Source organism: Leisingera sp. ANG1 (genome assembly GCF_000203975.2).
In the GTDB taxonomy this organism is placed as follows: domain Bacteria; phylum Pseudomonadota; class Alphaproteobacteria; order Rhodobacterales; family Rhodobacteraceae; genus Leisingera.
Window position 1 is genome coordinate 515,676 of the sequence record NZ_AFCF02000001.1, and the last position, 17,058, is coordinate 532,733.

Sequence of the window (17,058 nt, forward strand, 5' to 3'; positions counted from 1 at the left end):
CTCCTTTGGCTGCGCTGTCAGGTTCGCGGCTTTGGTCGCTGGACTGGCGGTGCTTGCCACGGCCGGGCTGGCTGCAGGGCCGGAGCAGACGGAGCGGCAGCTGGACCATATCGAGGCGGCGCAGAAGGCAGAGGGTTATGGCTTCCGCAACGGCTCTGTCGTGGTGGCGCCGGTGCCGTTTTCCAACCCGATGATCGGCTCCGGTCTCGCGCTGGGGGCCGGGTATCTGTTCAAGACCAGCCCGGATGCCAATACTTCTGTGATCGGGCTGGGTGGTCTCAGATCCGATAACGGCAGTCAGGCGGCGGCAGCCAGGGTGAACCTCGCCTTTCCCGGCAACCGCTGGCAGGTCAAGGCCTTCGCGGCACGGGCGGATGCGGTCTATGACCTTTATACCGGCCTTGGGGTGCTGCCGGTCAGCCAGGACGGGTCGCTGGTGCGGATCAACGCGGCGTATGGGGTGACGCCGGAGCTGTCTGCCGGGATCCTGCTGCGCTACTTGGAGACGAGCATCACGCCAAACGCGGGGCTGCTGCCGTCCAGCCTGCAGCCGGACGCCGATCTGGAAATCGGCACCTTCGGCCTCAGCCTCGACTGGGACCGGCGCGATGACAGCGACTATCCCACGCAAGGCACACGGCTCACTGCCTTTGCCACCCGGTCCCACACACTGGGCGGGCTCAGCCGCCGGTATGACAAGGGTTATGCCATTCTTGACGGCTACCGCCCGCTGGGGCGGCGCGGTGTGCTTGCCCTGCGCGGCACCCTTTGCGCTGCCTCCGGCAATACGCCGTTCTTCGACCAATGCTCCATCGGGGCAACCGACAACATGAGGGGCTTCAACAGCACGCAGTTCATCGGCGCGCGCTCTGTCTCGGTGCAGGCCGAATACCGCAGGCGGTTTTCCAAGCGCTGGGGCGGCGTGGTCTTTGCCGGCACCGGCTGGACAGGACCGGAGTTCGGCGATTTGACGCAGGGCGGCAGCCACAGTGCCGCCGGCGCAGGCCTGCGCTACCGGGTGTCCAGGAAATTTCCGGTGGATTTCTCCATTGATGTCAGCCGCAACAACGCGCAGGAAACCCAGCTTTATGTCTATGTCGGGCAGCGGTTCTGACACTGCGGCCACGCTGCGTGCATCCGTTTGCGCAACCCCTCTTTCCCAATGGCAAAGCTTGCTCTAAAAGGCGCGCAATCGCAGCCATTGGGGACGTTTACGGATGCAGGAACCCGCCATCACGCCTGAACTGATCGCAAACCACGGGCTGAAGCCCGATGAGTACGATCTGATCCTCGAAATCATCGGGCGGGAGCCGACCTTCACCGAGCTGGGCATCTTCTCGGCGATGTGGAATGAGCACTGCTCCTACAAGTCCTCCAAGAAATGGCTGCGCACCCTGCCGACCGACGGCCCGCAGGTGATCTGCGGCCCCGGCGAGAACGCGGGCATCGTGGACATCGGCGACGGCGATGCCGTTGTTTTCAAAATGGAAAGCCACAACCACCCCTCCTACATCGAACCCTATCAGGGCGCGGCAACCGGGGTTGGCGGCATTCTGCGTGACGTGTTCACCATGGGCGCGCGCCCCATCGCCTCGATGAACTCGCTGTCCTTCGGCGAGCCCGGCCACCACAAGACCCGCCAGCTGGTCAACGGTGTGGTTGAGGGCATCGGCGGCTACGGCAACTGCTTTGGCGTTCCGTGTGCAGGCGGCGAGGTTCGCTTCCACCCGGCCTACAACGGCAACTGCCTGGTGAACGCCTTTGCGGCCGGCCTCGCACGCACCGACTCGATCTTCTACTCCGCCGCGTCGGGCGTTGGCATGCCGGTTGTGTACCTTGGCGCCAAGACCGGCCGTGACGGCGTTGGCGGTGCAACCATGGCATCCGCCGAGTTCGACGATACCATCGAGGAAAAGCGCCCCACCGTTCAGGTCGGCGACCCCTTCACCGAAAAGCGCCTGATGGAAGCCACGCTGGAGCTGATGCAGACCGGCGCGGTGATCTCGATCCAGGACATGGGTGCCGCGGGCCTCACCTGCTCTGCCGTGGAAATGGGCGACAAGGGCAAGCTGGGCGTGCGCCTGGACCTGGAAAAGGTGCCCCAGCGCGAAGAGAACATGACCGCCTACGAGATGATGCTGTCGGAATCCCAGGAGCGGATGCTGATGGTTCTGAAGCCGGAGCTGGAAGCTGAGGCGCGCGCAGTGTTCGAAAAGTGGGACTTGGACTTTGCCATCGTCGGCGAGACCATCGCCGAAGACCGCTTCCTGATCATGCACAACGGCGAAGTGAAGGCCGACCTAGTGTTGTCCAAGCTGTCCTCCACCGCGCCGGAATACGACCGCCCGTGGGTGGAAACCCCGGCTGCCGAGCCGCTGACTGACGCGGATGTGCCCTCCATCGACCCGATTGACGGTCTGAAGGCGCTGCTGTCCTCGCCGAACTACGCGGGCAAGCAGTGGGTCTATGAGCAGTATGACACCACCGTGATGGGCGACACCCAGCGCCGTCCGGGCGCAGGCTCTGGTATCGTGCGTGTGCATGGCACCGGCAAGAAGCTGGCGTTCACCTCCGACGTGACCCCGCGCTACGTCAAGGCGAACCCCATCGAGGGCGGCAAACAGGCGGTGGCCGAGGCCTACCGCAACCTGACCGCTGTCGGGGCCAAGCCGCTGGCGACCACTGACAACCTGAACTTCGGCAACCCCGAAAAGCCGGAAATCATGGGTCAGTTCGTCGGCGCCATCAAAGGCATCGGCGAGGCTGTGGCCGCGCTGGACATGCCGATCGTCTCCGGCAACGTGTCGCTGTATAACGAAACTGACGGCAAGGGCATCCTGCCGACCCCGACCATCGGCGCCGTGGGCCTGATTGCCGCGGGTGAAGAGCCGATCATCGGCGAGGCGCGCGACGGCCATGTTGCCCTTCTGGTGGGTGAAACCACTGGCCACCTGGGCCAATCAGCACTGCTGGCAGAGGTCTTCAACCGCGAGGACGGCGACGCCCCGGCGGTGGATCTGGCAGCCGAGAAGCGCAACGGCGAATTCATCCGCGCCAACCGCGATTTCATCAAGGCCTGCACCGACCTGGGCGACGGCGGCCTGGCGCTGGCGGCGTTCGAGATGGCCGAAGAGGCAGGCGTCGGCGTGCAGATCGACGCGGGCGACACCCAGACCGTGTTCGGCGAGGACCAGGCGCGCTACCTGATTGCCTGCAACTTCGACCAGGCTGAGGCGCTGATGCTGGCCGCGGGACAGGCGGGCGTGCCGCTGACCTCCGTCGGTAAATTCGGCGGCGATATGGTGAAGTTCGGTGCTTCCGAGGCCCCGCTGGCAGAGCTGAAGGACATCTTCCGCTCCAGCTTTGCCGCCGCCGTGGCTTGATCTGCAGCGCAAAGCGTTGACATTTAACGGGCGGGATGGCGCAGCTGTCCCGCCCTTATTCATGACGGGGGTTCCCGCTTGCCGCTTCCTGAACTCACCGAGGATTGCAGCCGCTGCGCAGGCCTGTGTTGCGTGGCCTATCCGTTTGAAGAACATGAGGATTTTGGCCTGCTGAAGGCGGCAGACATCCCCTGCCCCAACATCGCCCCGGATTTCCGCTGCTCCATTCATTCCGACCTGGCCAAATGCGGCTTTGGCGGCTGCGTTGCCTATTCCTGCGCCGGTGCCGGTCAGCGGGTGACGCAAGTGTTGTTTGACGGCGAAACCTGGCGCGACGACCCGGATCTGCTGTCCCATATGACCTATGCCCTGCGGGTGCTGCGCCCGATTCACGAGGCGCTTCTGGTGCTGCAAGAGGCCGCCGCGCTGCCGCTGCCAAAGGATCTGCAGGAGCGCTGCGCGGAGCTGACGCGCGCGCTCTGCCCGGAGGCACCGTCGTCGGTCTGGGATTTCGAGGAGGACAGCGTGCAGAACGCCCTGGCGGCGCTGCCTGATTTCGTTGAAACCATTGCCCCTTATACGCAGCACCGCAGTTAATCCGGGTTGCACAGCCCCAAGCGGACACTTACATTTTTGTCAAATCAGACAAAGGACTCCCCCAGATGCCTATGCAAGCCCATGAAATTGAAGAATTGCTGCGCGAGAGCTTTCCAGACGCCGAAATCCAGGTGGCTGGCACAGACGGCGTGCACATGTCAGCGATGGTTGTCGACGAGAGCTTCCGCGGCAAGAACCGCGTCCAGCAGCAGCGCGCTGTCTATGCCGCGCTGAAAGGCAAGATGGACGGCCCCGACGGCGAGCTGCACGCGCTGGCGCTGACCACCAAGGCGCCGGAATAATCTGAATGTCTTCGGGCTGGTGGTTCATGATCGGCCTTCTGGGCCTCGCTGCAGGTATCTATGCCATTGATACGCAGTTGAAGAAACGACGCCGCAAGCGTCCTTTATCGCGCAGCCAGCCAGATTACGAATACCATCCCCTAACGCCGGACAGCGACTTGGGTCTGGAAGCGGTCGACCTGAAGATGGTGGACAGCGTAAACAAAGAAAACGAGCGGCTTGAGAAACTGAACGGCAAAATGCGCAGACCTCTCAGAAGAATGCGGGCGCCGGCACGCACCGCCAAGGCACCGGAGTAACCCGGGATGTCGCTGTTCTCCTCCATTCTGGTGATTGGCATTGTGATCATGACCGCTGTTGTGGCGGTTGTGTCCCAGCGCCGGCGCCCACTGGAAGACGATGACGACGACCCCGATTACCACACCCTGCGCTCTGACTATCAGTCGGGCATGGGCGGCGGTTCCGCCCGGACCTGGAAAGTCCCAAAAGACCCGCAGGAATACGCCCGGTTCTTTGTTCCGAAGCGCAAACTGAAGTAGCACAGGTGAGCAAAAAATGAGCGGTATTCCTACTCTTTGGCTCGTTTGTGGAGGTTTTCTACTTTGGTTTGGAGCAGTCCTGTCTGCCTTGCTGTATTTGAAACGGCATGACAAACCACAGCCGCGCAATGCCCTTTGTGCCGCTTGACGGAAAGCATCCTGAGCTGGAGGCAGAACTGAAGCACGAGAAGCAAGAGCGAATGATTGAAATGGGAACAAACGTCGTGAGTAAGTACCTTGACCGCTTTTGAACCTGTTTTCAGCCTTTATCCAGCCATCGCAGCAATTGCCTTGATTGCGGGACTTACTTTTCTGAAGCTTCTCCCCTATATCCGAACCGAACGCGACCGGCGGAAGCGCCAAGAGGAAATGGATTAATGACCGACGCAAAGACCCGCATCGACGAAACCGTCAAAGCCAATGACGTGGTGCTCTTCATGAAAGGCACCAAGGAAATGCCGCAGTGCGGCTTCTCTTCGCGCGTGGCAGCCGTGCTGAATTACATCGGTGTCGACTACACCGATGTGAACGTGCTGGCCGACGAAGACCTCCGTTCGGGCATCAAGGAATACTCCGACTGGCCGACCATCCCGCAGCTTTATGTGAAGGGCGAGTTTGTCGGCGGCTGCGACATCATCACCGAGATGGCCCTGTCGTCGGAGCTGGACACCTTGTTCGAGGACAACGGCATCACCTTCAACAAGGAAGCCGCAGACAAGATCCGCGAAGCCAACGCCTGATTTCAGGCGGAATCGGCAGCAAAAAAAAGGCGCCTCTAGGGCGCCTTTTCCTTTTTTTGCAGTGGCTTAGGACCCCCCCTCAGCCCGCTGCCTGTTCCTCAATCTGCTGGGCCAGTGCTTCGGTGCGGGCGGCCAGTTCGGCCAGGCTCTCGTTCACCTGCGGCGGCACGATAGGGATCTCGATCCTCTCAGGCTCCGGCGGGGGCGCGTTTTTCAGCGCTTCCAGCTCCTGCATTCGCTCGGCAAGTTCGGCCTCCACTTCCTTGATCCGGTCCTCGACAGCGGCAGTCTTGTCCGCCAGCATCAGCCCGGCCATCAAGAGCATCCGCGCCTCCGGCATACGGCCGATCTGGTCGGACAGCACTTGCGCCTCATCGTCCAGCATCTTGGCGGCAGAGTGCAGATAGCTTTCCTCGCCTTCCTGGCAGGAGACCTCAAAGCCGCGGCCGCCGATCATTATGGTTACTTCAGGCATCAGACTTCCTCTCCCTCAGGCAGGTTGCGGGCATTGGCCAGAAGCGGCTCCAGCTTGGCCAGCACGGCGTTGACCTGGGCCTGATCGCTGGCCTGGGCTGCGCGCAAACCTTCGATTTCGGCTTCCATCGCGGTGTTAATCAGCCCGGCATCGCCCAGGCTTTGCGCGTTGGCTTCGCGCAGGGAGATATTTGAGGCACGCAGCTCCTCATTGGCCTGGCGCAGTTGCTGCAGCTCCATATCGAGCCGCACCAGCGCTTCGTTCTGACGTTCCAGTTCGGCGCTCATGTCCGGTGCGTCCGCCGGCTCTGCAGGCGTGTTCTCCGCCGCAGGGGCTGCCTCCAGCTGTGCCTTCAGCGCGTCATTGGCCGCCTTGGCCTCTGCCAGCTCATCTTCAAGCGCTTCCTTGTCGCTGGCGGCAGTATTGGCCGCCGCTTCCAACTCACCCTTCAGACGGGCAACCTCCGAACGCAGCGCCTGTTTCTCAGCCGGATCCCCGGCCTCGTTGCGCAAGAGCTCCAGTTCTGCCTGCATCGCGGCCACGTCTTCGTCGCTGGCAGAACCAGCCGGCGCGCTGCCCTCAATTTCCTTCAGGCGGGAGTGCAGGACCCGCACCCGCTCTTCCAGTTGGGCGTTGGCCGTCTTTTCCTCGTCCAGCGCCTGTTCAAGCTCAGCATTGGCGGCACCGGCAGCGGCGGCCTCAGCAGCCTGCACCGCTTCTGCCGCGGCTTCCTCGGCCCTGACCTTATCCGCCGCGCGCGCCTCCTGCAGCGCGGCTGTGCCTTCGCTGATACGCTCCAGCGCAGCCTGGATGCGGCCCTGCAATTCTTCAATCTGGTTCATGCCCGTCCCTCACCCGCGCCCTGCCGTTCCATTGTCGTTCTGCGGCCTGCCCGAATCGAGCACGCGCGGCCGGCATGGGCCAATTCTTCCCTTTCAGGGATAAATCACCCCCCTTTGCGTTTCAACCACTTGCCGCGCCTAGTTCGAGCAGATTGGCCGCAATAGGCGCAACCACGCTTGATCTTTGGCGCATCGCTGTTATTGAGCGCAGCAAATGCCTGTTAACGCCAAAGGACAATCCAAGTGGACCTGACAGCCCTGCGCACCGCCAATCCCGAACATTGGAACAAAGCCGCCGCCATCCGCGCGCTGGCCCTGGACGCGGTTGCCGCCGCCAATTCCGGCCATACCGGCATGCCGATCGGCATGGCCGATGTCGCCACCGTGCTGTTTGAAAAGCACCTCAAGTTCGATGCATCCAACCCGCAGTGGCCGGACCGCGACCGGTTCATCCTGTCGGCGGGCCACGGTTCGATGCTGATTTACTCGCTGCTGTACCTCACCGGCGACAAGCAGGTCACCCTGGATCAGATCAAGAACTTCCGCCAGACCGGCGCCATCACCGCGGGCCACCCGGAGAACTTCCTGATCGACGCGGTCGAAGTCACCACCGGCCCGCTGGGCCAGGGCATCTCCAACGCTGTCGGCTTTGCCATGGCAGAGGAAATGCAGCGCGCCCATTACGGCAAGAAGGTTGTCGATCACCACACCTATGTCATCGCAGGCGACGGCTGCCTGATGGAGGGCATCAGCCAGGAGGCCATCGGCCTCGCAGGCCGCCACCAGCTGGGCAAGCTGATTGTCTTCTGGGACAACAACAACATCACCATCGACGGCACCGTTGATCTGTCCGACCGCACCAACCAGGTGCAGCGCTTCAAGGCGTCGGGCTGGCAGGTGTTGGAAATCGACGGCCACGATCCGGTTGCCATCGACGAGGCCATCACCGCGGCGAAGAAATCGAAGAAACCCTCGATGATCGCTTGCAAGACCCACATCGCCCTGGGCCACGCCGCGCAGGACACCTCCAAGGGCCACGGCGCCCTGACCGATCCCGATCAGCTGAAAGCGGCCAAGGACGCCTACGGCTGGACCGGCGGCGCGTTTGAGGTACCGGCAGAGATCAAATCCCAATGGGAAGAGATCGGTTCGCGCGGCAAGTCCGAGCGCGAAGCCTGGGAAGCCCGCTTTGCCGAGCTGTCGCAGCAGAAGCAGGACCGCTTCAACCGCGCCTACGCTCTGGACGCGCCCAAGAAACTGTCGGCTGCCATCAAGGCGCTGAAAAAGCAGGTGAGCGAGGAGCAGCCCAAGGTTGCCACCCGCAAGTCCTCCGAGATGGCGCTGGAAGTGATCAACCCGCTGATGCCGGAAACCGTGGGCGGCTCTGCCGACCTCACCGGCTCCAACAACACCAAGACCGGTGATCTGGGCGTCTTTGACACCGACAACCGCAAGGGTCGCTACGTCTACTGGGGCATCCGCGAGCACGGCATGGCCGCAGCCATGAACGGCATGGCGCTGCACGGCGGCATGCGCCCCTACGGCGGCACCTTCTTCTGCTTCACCGACTATGCCCGTCCGGCGATGCGTCTGGCAGCCCTGTCGAAAATCCCGTCGGTCTTCGTGATGACCCACGACTCGATCGGCGTTGGCGAAGATGGCCCGACCCACCAGCCGGTGGAACATCTGGCAATCTGCCGCGCCACCCCGAACACCTATGTGTTCCGCCCCGCCGACACCGTCGAAACCGCCGAGGCCTGGGAGATTGCCCTGACGTCCAAGGAAACCCCGTCGGTGATGACCCTGACCCGTCAGAACCTGCCAACCGTCCGGACCGAGCACAAGCTGACCAACATGGTCGAAAAAGGCGCCTATGTGCTGGCCGAGGCAGAGAACAAGCGCCAGGTGATCCTGATCGCCACCGGCTCTGAGGTTTCTGTGGCGATGGACGCCAAGGCCAAGCTGGAGGCCGAAGGCATCGGCACCCGCGTCGTCTCCATGCCCTGCATGGAGCTGTTTGCAGCCCAGGACGAAGCCTACCGCCGCAAGGTCCTGCCCGCAGGCCCGGTGCGTGTGGGTATCGAGGCCGCCGTGCGCGACGGCGGCTGGGACCGCTGGCTGCTGGGCGAGCGCGGTCAGGAGAAGAAAGCCGGTTTCGTCGGCATGGACCGCTTCGGCGCCTCCGCCCCGGCAGGCGAGCTGTTCGAGCGCTTCGGCATTACGGCTAAGGGCACAGTGGCGAAGGTGAAAGAGCTGCTGGGCTGAGCGAAGCCGTAAGGCAATTACTAATAGTAAGGGCACCCAAGTGGGTGCCCTTTTGTGCTACTGCGAGGAGCCTACGTGTGGACCACCTTTTTAAGGTAGCAAACATTTTTTTGTACAGAATTCAATGCGAACAGCCCCGATGTCCGGGTAACGAAATGAGGAAGCGAAAATGGTAGAAATTCAATCAACTATTTTCATCATTGGCGCTACACTCACAGACACCCTTGAAGCTGGGGTGTTAGTCCTGATTGCCGCAGTAATAGTGTTCGATTTGATTGTTGGCCTACGGCACAAAACCTTTTTGGCTTTAGGAATTTTCCAAGCCGGCGGGATTGCCGCAGGCTATTATTGGGCGCTTTGGATTGCATCACAGCAAGATGTAGCGGGTCCGTATGCATGGGCAACGGTAGTTGGCACATGGTTCGCTTTTACGTTTCTGGCCCACTTTCTTTTTGCCGTAAAAAATCGGATGAACCTCAGTAAAAAACGCTGACCAACTCACTAAGCCACCTACTAGTTCCCAATCCTAGCCAACACCGGCCCCACAACCTTGGTCGCCAGCGGGATCAACAGCAGCCCCAGCACCACGCCGAACACACCGTCCATCGTTGCTTTGGCGCTCCACTCAGCAAAGCCCGTCCAGCCTGCAGGCACCGCGTGGCCAACCGCATAAGCCCAGTCGTGGATCAGGTGACCCAGCCAGCCAAAGCCCAGAACCTCCAGCCCGTGGATGATGATGGAGCCGCCGACCCACAGCATCGCCGCGGTGCCAACCACCGACAGGATCTTCATCAGCACCGGCATGAACTTGACCAGCCCGCGCCCCAATCCGCGCCCCACCGGCGTCGGTGCGTTCTGCGCTAGGTAGAGGCCGACATCGTCCATCTTCACGATCAGCGCGACAGAGCCGTAGACCGCCAGCGTCACGCCGATCGCCACCACCGCCAGAGTCGCAGCCTGCATCCAGACGTTCGGCGCCTCGATGGCGGCCAGCGCGATGGTCATGATCTCGGCCGACAGGATGAAATCGGTCTTGATCGCGCCCTTGATCTTCTGCTCTTCCAGATGGCCCGGGTCCTTGATGCTCATATCCTCGTCGATGGCGTGGCTCGCGTGCGGGAACAGCACGTGAAAGACCTTCTCCGCACCTTCGAAACACAGGTAGGACCCGCCCAGCATAAGCAGGGGCGTAATTGCCCAAGGCGCAAAATTTGCCAGCAGCATGGCGACGGGCATCAGCAGGATCAGCTTGTTGAACAAGGAGCCTCGGGTAATGCGCCAGATGATCGGCAGTTCGCGCGCGGGCGCAAACCCCTGCAGATACTTCGGCGTCACTGCGGCGTCGTCGATAATCACGCCCGCGGTCTTGGCCCCGGCCTTGCCCGCCGCTGCCGCCACATCATCAACCGAAGCCGCCGCAACCTTGGCAATCCCCGCCACATCATCCAGCAGCGCCAGCAATCCGCTCATGCCAAATCCCTCAAACCTGTTCGCGTTTGGGGGCAATCTGCCCGGTTCCGCGCCGCAGCACAAGCGTTAGCGCCACCGCACGCGGGGCGCGGATTTCCGTTACCGCCACCGCCGCAAACCGTTATCGCCAACATCATGATTTTGCGCTAACAGTTTCATTTAATGACGCTTTTACCCCTTTAGACCACATCCGCCCCGGTCTATATGGCGGCCAAAGGTTTTGCTCGCTTGGAGACGTACTCATGACCATCAAAGTCGGGATCAACGGTTTTGGCCGCATCGGCCGCTGCACCCTGTCGCACATCGCCGCCTCGGGCCGCGACGACATCGAAGTGATCAAGGTGAACGCCACCGGCCCGCTGGAAACCGCAGCGCATCTGATCAAATACGACTCCGTGCATGGCCGTTTCCCGGGTGAAGTGACCATCGGCGACGGCACCATGAACCTGGGCCGCGGCGACATGCAGATGTTCTCCACCTATGACATGAACGAGCTGGACTGGTCGGGCTGCGACGTGGTTCTGGAATGCACCGGCAAATTCAACGACGGCGAGAAGGCCAAGGCGCACCTGGAGCGCGGCGCCAAGAAAGTGCTGCTGTCCGCCCCCGGCAAGAACGTCGACAAGACCATCGTGTTCGGCGTCAATGACGACCAGCTGCAAGCCGGCGACACCATGATCTCCAACGGCTCCTGCACCACCAACTGCCTGGCGCCGCTGGCCAAGGTGCTGGACGAGGCGTTCGGCATCGAGCACGGCATCATGACCACCATCCACGCCTACACCGGCGACCAGCCGACCCTGGACCGCCGCCACAAGGACCTGTACCGCGCCCGCGCTGCCGCCATGTCGATGATCCCGACCTCGACCGGCGCGGCCAAGGCCCTGGGCGAAGTGCTGCCGAACCTGAAAGGCCGCCTGGACGGCTCCGCCATCCGCGTGCCGACGCCCAACGTCTCTGCAGTGGACCTGACCTTCCGCGCCGGCCGCGACGTAACCGCCGAGCAGGTCAACGCCGCCGTCAAAGAGGCTGCTGAGGGCCCGATGAAGGGCGTGCTGGGCTATGAGCCGGCGCCGCTGGTCTCCACCGACTTCAACCACACCCCGGAGAGCTCGATCTTCGCACCGGACCAGACCCGCGTGGTCGAGGACCGCATGGTGCGCGTCCTGGCCTGGTACGACAACGAATGGGGCTTCTCGGTCCGCATGGCCGATGTAGCCGTGGCCATGGGCAAGCTGGGCTAAACGCCCCTAGACCCTTGAGAATTCGCGCCCGCTCAGGTTATCTGGGCGGGCGTTTTTAATTGCGGCGGAGCTTTCATGACAAACCGGATTGCCATTTACCTCGGGCTGTTCCTGATTGCCGCCGCGGTGATTGACATCGCCCTGTTCGGCGACACGCATATGATCTTTCTCGGCAAGAAGCTGTTTGCGCTGATCGACTGGGCTGCTTTCTGGCGCTGACGTCCCGCACAGTCCCGCAGCGTTCCACAGATAGCACAAAGCCGGGCGTCAGCCCGGCTTTGCCTGCGTCCAAACCTGTAAACGGAGTCAGCCGGTTTTGCCCAACCGCTCCATCAGCTTGTCATTGACAAGCGGTGTGACGAATTTCGACACGTCGCCATCCAACCGGGCGATTTCCTTGACCAGTTTCGATGCAATCGCCTGATGCCGCGCCTCGGCCATCAGGAACACGGTCTCGATCGAGCTGTCCAGCGCCCGGTTCATTCCAACCATCTGGAACTCGTACTCGAAATCGGCAACCGCCCGCAGGCCGCGCACGATGATCTGTGCACCCACGTCGCGGGCGCAGTCGATCAGCAGGTTTTCGAACGGATGCGCAATGATCTCGGTGCCGGTCTCATCGCTCAGCTTGGCGCATTCCGCTTCGATCATCGCCACCCGCTCCTCCAGCGGGAACAGCGGCCCCTTGTCGCGGTTGATGGCAACGCCGATCACCAGCTTGTCCACCAGCGCGCTGGCGCGGCGGATGATGTCGATATGCCCGATGGTGATCGGATCAAATGTGCCGGGATACAGACCAACGCGCATGGGCGGCCTCCTGCCTTGTCAGAAATTTCTGCACACGCAAACATATTTGCAGCCGCCATTGCAAGGGGGCAGAAATACGGAAGCGCAGCCTGCGGCCAAGTGCCCCGCGCGCCTGCCTGCGGGCTCAGTGACCCATGATCATGTCCTGCAGCGCGTCCTTCTCCATCGCAACCTGGGCCAACTGCGCCTTGACGGCATCGCCAAGGGTGATGATCCCGATCAGTTTGCCGTCGCCCTCAACCACTGGCATGTGGCGGAACCGGCCGTCGGTCATCTGCTGAAGAACCTCGCCGACGTTGGACTGGCTCGTGCAAGTGACCAGTTCCTTGGTCATATAACCGCTGACCGGTTCCGTCAGGCAGCCTGAACCGGACTTCGCCAGTTCCCGCACGATATCCCGCTCCGACAGAATGCCATCCGGGTATTCGCCGTCTGCGGATACCACAACGGTGCCGAAACGGTTGTCTGCCATCACTTTTGCAGCTTCGGCGACACTCGCAAACAGGCTGACGGTAACAACACCCGAGCCGGCCTTGGACTTTAAAATCTCTTGAACGAGCACGCTGGGGACCTCCGGAAATAACTTCTCAATAAATTAAGTGTGCCGCAACGCAGCTTTAAGTCAAGGCTTCCAGCCGGGCCACCTCGTCGCGGATACCCTTGGACAAGGCATGGGCAAATCGGTTCAGCCGCTCGCTGCGCTGGTCGCCCTGGTGCCGCACGAGGTGGAAACTGCGGGTGAGGCTCACCTTGTCGGTCAGGATCTTGCGCAGCATACGGTGGGCCGGCAGGCTGAAATCATGCGCAATGCAGACCGCCGTTCCTTGCGCCGCCATCTTGATCTGCACCGAGACAGAGTTGGACGCCAGCGCCACCCGCTCAATGCCGATGTCGTTCAGGTAGTCCAGTTCCTTGTCGAAGATCATGTCCGGGATATAGCCGATCATCTTGTGACCCTTCAGGTCTTCCAGCTTTTCGATCGGCGGGTGTTCCTTCAGGTAATGGCGCGAGGCCACAAGGTGCAGCTTATAGTCGCAGATCTTCTGCACCAGCAGCTTGCCCGCGGTGGGGGCGCTGACCGTGACTGCCATGTCGGCTTCGCGGCGGCTGAGGTTGATGACGCGCGGCAGAGCCACGATCTGGATGTCCAGATCCGGGTTGTCCTTTGCGATCTGGGCGCAGACCTGCGGCAATATGTAGTTGGCGCTGCCGTCCGGCGCGCCGATGCGGATCTGGCCAGACATGGTATCGCTGGGGCCGCTCAAGGCTTCCGTCCCTGCCCTCATGGCCTGTTCTGCCGCTTCGGCATGGACCAGCAGACGGTCGCCAGCTGCGCTGAGGGCATAGCCCTGCGGCGATTTCACGAACAGCGGGGTTTCCAGCGCCGCCTCGAACCGGGCGATGCGGCGGCCGACGGTGGCGGGGTCCATCTTGAGGATGCGGCCGGCGCCGGACAGGCTCGCCTCCCGCGCCACCGCCAAAAACACTTTCATATCATCCCACTGCGGATCCATTGGCCCCGGGTCCTCCGTTCTGCTGCTAACCTGGCGTTAACCTTTTGCGCTCCTGCAAAGCCTCTTTGAAATGTTTCCTCTTTTCCAGTGTTTTTTGCAAGCCTACGATAAGGGCAACATGAACAGAGGAGGATCCGATGAAAGAACTCGGCCACTTTATCAACGGCAAACTGGTCTCCGGCACCTCGGGCCGCTTTGACGATGTCTTCAACCCCGCAACCGGCGAAGTGCAGTACCAGTGCCCGATGGCCAGCGCTGCTGAGACCACCGATGCGATCGAAAAAGCTGCCGCTGCGCAGCCCGCATGGGGCGCCACCAACCCGCAGAAACGCGCCCGCGTGATGATGGCGATGGTTGGCCTGATGAACCGCGACATGGACAAGCTGGCAGAGGCCCTGTCCCGCGAGCACGGCAAGACCATCCCGGACGCCAAGGGCGACCTGCAGCGCGGCCTGGAAGTGATCGAATACTGCGTCGGCGCGCCGCAAATGCTGAAGGGTGAATTCACCGACAGCGCAGGCCCCGGCATCGACATGTACTCCATGCGCCAGCCGCTGGGTGTTGTCGGCTCGATCATGCCGTTCAACTTCCCGGCCATGATGCCCCTGTGGCACGTCGGCCCGGCGCTGGCCTGCGGCAACGCCGTGGTGCTGAAACCGTCCGAGCGCGACCCCTCTGTGCCGCTGATGCTGGCGGAACTGTTTGTCGAGGCCGGCCTGCCCGAAGGTGTGTTCCAGGTGGTGAACGGCGACCGCGAGGCGGTTGATACCATCCTGGACAGCGACATCATCCAGGGCGTGTCCTTCGTGGGCTCCACCCCGATTGCGCAGTACATCTATTCCCGCGCCACCGCCAACGGCAAGCGCGCCCAGTGCTTCGGCGGTGCCAAGAACCACATGATCATCATGCCCGATGCTGATCTGGACCAGGCCGCAGACGCGCTGGTCGGCGCAGGCTTCGGCGCGGCTGGCGAACGCTGCATGGCAATCTCGGTTGCGGTTCCGGTTGGCGAAGAAACCGCCGACAAGCTGATCGAAAAGCTGATCCCGCGCATCGAGACCCTGAAAGTTGGCCCCTACACCGCCGGCGACGACGTCGACCTGGGCCCGGTTGTGACCGCAGCCGCCAAGGAGCGTATCCTTGGCCTGATCCAGTCCGGTGTCGATCAGGGCGCCAAGCTGGTTGTCGACAACCGCGACTTTAAACTGCAGGGCTACGAGGACGGTTTCTTTGTCGGCGCCCACCTGTTCGACCATGTCACCCCCGACATGGACATCTACAAGCAGGAAATCTTCGGCCCGGTGCTTTCCACTGTGCGTGCAGGCACTTACGAGGAAGCGTTGAAGCTGGCGATGGACCACGAGTACGGCAACGGCACCGCGATCTTCACCCGTGACGGCGACACCGCGCGTGACTTCGCCTCCCGTGTGAACATCGGCATGGTGGGTATCAACGTGCCGATCCCGGTGCCGCTGGCCTACCACACCTTCGGCGGCTGGAAGAAATCCATGTTCGGTGACCTGAACCAGCACGGCCCGGACAGCTTCAAGTTCTACACCCGCACCAAGACCGTGACCTCCCGCTGGCCCTCGGGCATCAAGGAAGGCGGCGAGTTCAACTTCAAGGCAATGGACTAAACCACTGCTGACTAACAGGAAAAGGCCCCGAAAACTTCGGGGCCTTTTTCCTTTGCAGACATCTGGGACAGATGCACCGCCGGTTTCCGCGGCGCTTTTGACGGCACGGTGTAAGTTAAAATAGGCTTTTCAGCCAGTTTTTGCTTGTTCCGCCGCGTAACTCGTCTATCCGGGCAGGAACAGACAGACAAACGGCAGGCGCATGAGCAAGACAGAAGTAACGGACCAGCCGCAGGCGGCTGCAAAGACCGCCCGCGACTGGGTCAAGATCCTGGCCCAATACCGCGACCCCAACCCCCTGCGCAGCAGCTTTGAGCTGGCCGTGACGGTGGTGCCCTTCCTGCTGCTCTGGGCGCTGGCCTGGTGGTCGCTGTCTGTCAGCTACTGGCTGACTCTGGCCATTTCCGTGCTGATCGCCGCATTCCTGTTGCGCCTGTTCACCATCCAGCACGACTGCGGTCATGGGTCCTTCTTTTCCAACCGGCATGTCAGCGACTGGGTCGGCCGCATCATCGGCGTACTGACCCTGACACCTTATGACGTCTGGCGCCGCACCCATTCGATCCATCACAGCACCCATGGCAACCTGGACAAGCGCGGCATGGGCGACATCCACACAATGACGGTGGCCGAATATCGCGCCGCCAGCCGCTGGGACCGTTTGGTCTACCGGCTGTACCGCCACCCGGTGACACTGTTCGCCATTGGTCCCGGCTACCTGTTCTTCCTGCAAAACCGCATCCCCTACGGCCTGACCGGCCAGGCCCGCTACTGGATCAGCGCCATGGGCACCAATGCCTCTATCCTGGCCGCTCTGGGGCTGATCTGGTACTTCGGCGGGCTGATGCCGCTGGTGCTGATCTTCCTTCCAGCCACCCTGATCGCCGCTACCGCAGGCCTGTGGCTGTTCTATGTTCAGCACCAGTTCGAGACCACCCAGTGGGAGCAGGAAGAGGACTGGCAGCTGCATGACGCCGCGCTGCACGGCAGTTCGCATTACGTGCTGCCGCCGGTGCTGCAGTGGCTCAGCGCCAATATCGGCATCCACCATGTGCACCACCTCTACAGCCGCATCCCCTTCTACCGCCTGCCCGAGGTTCTGCGCGACCATGCCGAATTGGCCGAGGGCAACCGGATGACAATTCGTGAAAGCCTGGCCAATGCCCGGCTGCACCTGTGGGATGAGGACAGCAAGCGCCTGTTGTCCTTTGCCCAGGCCCGCAGCCTGTCAGCCTGATTGTTG

20 protein-coding genes are annotated in these 17,058 nt (G+C 62.1%); 14 read left to right on the top strand and 6 right to left on the bottom strand.

Features of this window, described 5'->3' with window-relative positions; all coding sequences use genetic code 11:
- Positions 1 to 31: 31 nt before the first annotated feature.
- The 8 genes from GC1_RS02495 (at position 32) to grxD (ending at position 5,561) form a co-directional block, all read left to right on the top strand.
- A complete protein-coding gene (locus GC1_RS02495) occupies positions 32 to 1,114 on the top strand; it encodes a BamA/TamA family outer membrane protein (protein WP_019297758.1) in 1,083 nt (360 codons plus the stop codon).
- Between the two features lie 103 nt (positions 1,115 to 1,217).
- Positions 1,218 to 3,383 carry a phosphoribosylformylglycinamidine synthase subunit PurL gene (gene purL, locus GC1_RS02500; protein WP_019297757.1) on the top strand — a complete coding sequence of 722 codons (2,166 nt, stop codon included), beginning with the start codon at positions 1,218 to 1,220 and terminating at the stop codon, positions 3,381 to 3,383.
- 78 nt (positions 3,384 to 3,461) lie between these two features.
- On the top strand, positions 3,462 to 3,980 hold the full coding sequence (locus tag GC1_RS02505; RefSeq protein ID WP_237754550.1) for a hypothetical protein: 519 nt from the start codon (positions 3,462 to 3,464) through the stop codon (positions 3,978 to 3,980).
- Between the two features lie 65 nt (positions 3,981 to 4,045).
- A complete protein-coding gene (locus GC1_RS02510) occupies positions 4,046 to 4,282 on the top strand; it encodes a BolA/IbaG family iron-sulfur metabolism protein (protein WP_019297755.1) in 237 nt (78 codons plus the stop codon).
- A 26-nt stretch (positions 4,283 to 4,308) separates the two neighbouring features.
- A complete protein-coding gene (locus GC1_RS02515) occupies positions 4,309 to 4,581 on the top strand; it encodes a hypothetical protein (protein ID WP_039146073.1) in 273 nt (90 codons plus the stop codon).
- Positions 4,582 to 4,587: 6 nt separating this feature from the next.
- Entirely contained in the window at positions 4,588 to 4,821 is a 234-nt protein-coding gene (locus GC1_RS02520; protein ID WP_019297753.1) for a hypothetical protein, read from the top strand.
- Positions 4,822 to 4,928: 107 nt separating this feature from the next.
- Complete coding sequence (locus GC1_RS22315) at positions 4,929 to 5,072, top strand: hypothetical protein (protein ID WP_019297752.1); 144 nt, start codon at positions 4,929 to 4,931, stop codon at positions 5,070 to 5,072.
- A 126-nt stretch (positions 5,073 to 5,198) separates the two neighbouring features.
- A complete protein-coding gene (gene grxD / locus GC1_RS02525) occupies positions 5,199 to 5,561 on the top strand; it encodes a Grx4 family monothiol glutaredoxin (protein ID WP_019297750.1) in 363 nt (120 codons plus the stop codon).
- Between the two features lie 79 nt (positions 5,562 to 5,640).
- On the opposite strand, the gene GC1_RS02530 is transcribed toward grxD, so the two are convergent.
- Together GC1_RS02530 and GC1_RS02535 are read right to left on the bottom strand one after the other, a co-directional pair.
- Positions 5,641 to 6,036 carry a cell division protein ZapA gene (locus tag GC1_RS02530; protein WP_019297749.1) on the bottom strand — a complete coding sequence of 132 codons (396 nt, stop codon included), beginning with the start codon at positions 6,034 to 6,036 and terminating at the stop codon, positions 5,641 to 5,643.
- Positions 6,036 to 6,878, bottom strand: coding sequence for a hypothetical protein (locus GC1_RS02535; protein ID WP_019297748.1), 843 nt, complete (start codon positions 6,876 to 6,878; stop codon positions 6,036 to 6,038). The genes GC1_RS02530 and GC1_RS02535 overlap by 1 nt, the downstream gene beginning before the upstream one ends.
- Before the next feature lie 243 nt (positions 6,879 to 7,121).
- On the opposite strand from GC1_RS02535, the gene tkt reads away from it, so the two are divergent.
- A complete protein-coding gene (tkt, locus tag GC1_RS02540) occupies positions 7,122 to 9,143 on the top strand; it encodes a transketolase (protein WP_019297747.1) in 2,022 nt (673 codons plus the stop codon).
- 169 nt (positions 9,144 to 9,312) lie between these two features.
- Positions 9,313 to 9,636, top strand: coding sequence for a hypothetical protein (locus GC1_RS02545; RefSeq protein WP_019297746.1), 324 nt, complete (start codon positions 9,313 to 9,315; stop codon positions 9,634 to 9,636).
- A 20-nt stretch (positions 9,637 to 9,656) separates the two neighbouring features.
- Here GC1_RS02545 and GC1_RS02550 read toward each other — a convergent pair whose 3' ends face one another.
- Positions 9,657 to 10,613 carry a DUF808 domain-containing protein gene (locus GC1_RS02550; RefSeq protein WP_019297745.1) on the bottom strand — a complete coding sequence of 319 codons (957 nt, stop codon included), beginning with the start codon at positions 10,611 to 10,613 and terminating at the stop codon, positions 9,657 to 9,659.
- Positions 10,614 to 10,855: 242 nt separating this feature from the next.
- Here GC1_RS02550 and gap point away from each other — a divergent pair, with 242 nt between their 5' ends.
- Together gap and GC1_RS22665 are read left to right on the top strand one after the other, a co-directional pair.
- A complete protein-coding gene (gap, locus tag GC1_RS02555) occupies positions 10,856 to 11,857 on the top strand; it encodes a type I glyceraldehyde-3-phosphate dehydrogenase (protein ID WP_039136330.1) in 1,002 nt (333 codons plus the stop codon).
- 75 nt (positions 11,858 to 11,932) lie between these two features.
- A complete protein-coding gene (locus GC1_RS22665) occupies positions 11,933 to 12,076 on the top strand; it encodes a hypothetical protein (RefSeq protein WP_019296919.1) in 144 nt (47 codons plus the stop codon).
- 87 nt (positions 12,077 to 12,163) lie between these two features.
- Here the strand turns inward: GC1_RS22665 and coaD are convergent, their stop codons facing one another.
- The 3 genes from coaD to GC1_RS02575 all read right to left on the bottom strand — a co-directional run bounded on the left by coaD (position 12,164) and on the right by GC1_RS02575 (position 14,178).
- Positions 12,164 to 12,664: a pantetheine-phosphate adenylyltransferase gene (coaD, locus tag GC1_RS02565; RefSeq protein WP_019296918.1), complete on the bottom strand. Its 501-nt coding sequence runs from the start codon at positions 12,662 to 12,664 to the stop codon at positions 12,164 to 12,166.
- Positions 12,665 to 12,788: 124 nt separating this feature from the next.
- On the bottom strand, positions 12,789 to 13,226 hold the full coding sequence (locus GC1_RS02570; protein ID WP_019296917.1) for a CBS domain-containing protein: 438 nt from the start codon (positions 13,224 to 13,226) through the stop codon (positions 12,789 to 12,791).
- A 55-nt stretch (positions 13,227 to 13,281) separates the two neighbouring features.
- Complete coding sequence (locus GC1_RS02575; protein ID WP_019296916.1) at positions 13,282 to 14,178, bottom strand: LysR family transcriptional regulator; 897 nt, start codon at positions 14,176 to 14,178, stop codon at positions 13,282 to 13,284.
- Between the two features lie 137 nt (positions 14,179 to 14,315).
- Here GC1_RS02575 and GC1_RS02580 point away from each other — a divergent pair, with 137 nt between their 5' ends.
- Positions 14,316 to 15,815 carry a CoA-acylating methylmalonate-semialdehyde dehydrogenase gene (locus GC1_RS02580; protein ID WP_019296915.1) on the top strand — a complete coding sequence of 500 codons (1,500 nt, stop codon included), beginning with the start codon at positions 14,316 to 14,318 and terminating at the stop codon, positions 15,813 to 15,815.
- Positions 15,816 to 16,017: 202 nt separating this feature from the next.
- The gene (locus GC1_RS02585) at positions 16,018 to 17,052 is read left to right on the top strand and encodes a fatty acid desaturase (protein ID WP_019296914.1); all 1,035 of its coding nucleotides are present in this window, start codon (positions 16,018 to 16,020) and stop codon (positions 17,050 to 17,052) included.
- Positions 17,053 to 17,058 lie beyond the last annotated feature (6 nt).